The organism is Leuconostoc sp. UCMA20149 (assembly GCF_030400235.1).
Taxonomy (GTDB): Bacteria; Bacillota; Bacilli; order Lactobacillales; family Lactobacillaceae; genus Leuconostoc; species Leuconostoc pseudomesenteroides.
Genome location: NZ_VJYC01000043.1, coordinates 1 through 545, shown reverse-complemented (window position 1 = coordinate 545; position 545 = coordinate 1). Strand labels below are relative to the sequence as shown.

Annotated in this window: 1 pseudogene; it reads left to right on the top strand. The window is 37.1% G+C overall.

The window, feature by feature from the left end:
* Positions 1 to 407 (top strand): annotated as a pseudogene (locus tag FF105_RS11550) (NAD(P)/FAD-dependent oxidoreductase); the annotation flags it as partial.
* Positions 408 to 545 lie beyond the last annotated feature (138 nt).

Sequence of the window (545 nt, the reverse complement as noted above, 5' to 3'; positions counted from 1 at the left end):
CCTTTGAATCACAGTATATTGCAAAAAAATTATCGGGTGATTCAGATCCCATTAAATACCCCGTAGTACCGTCTATTGCGTTTACACTTCCACGACTGGCTCAAGTGGGGATTTCAGTTGATGATGCTAAAAATGATGAAAGATTACGGATTCAGGAAATTCCTTATGGTCAACTCATGCGCTTTCAAACATTGAATGACGTTAAAGCAAAAATTAAGCTTGTAATTGACCAAGACAAAAAATTAGTGGGCGCGTCTCTAATTGGTGATTTCGCGCCAGAGGTTGTTAATGCACTGGTTCCAGTTATTAATAATGAGTATACTTCCCGTGACATACATGGCCAAATTTTTGCCTTTCCAACTCATTCTGGAATTATATTGCCCCTGATTGCCAATTATTTAGCCTAGGAGAGAATTAATGAAAGCAGCGATTATAAAAGAATATGGTGATGTTACACAACTTGAAATTACGAATACCAATAAACCTGTTGTCAATAATGATGAAGTTTTAGTTGAAAACGTGGCTACGAGTATCAATCCCATTGA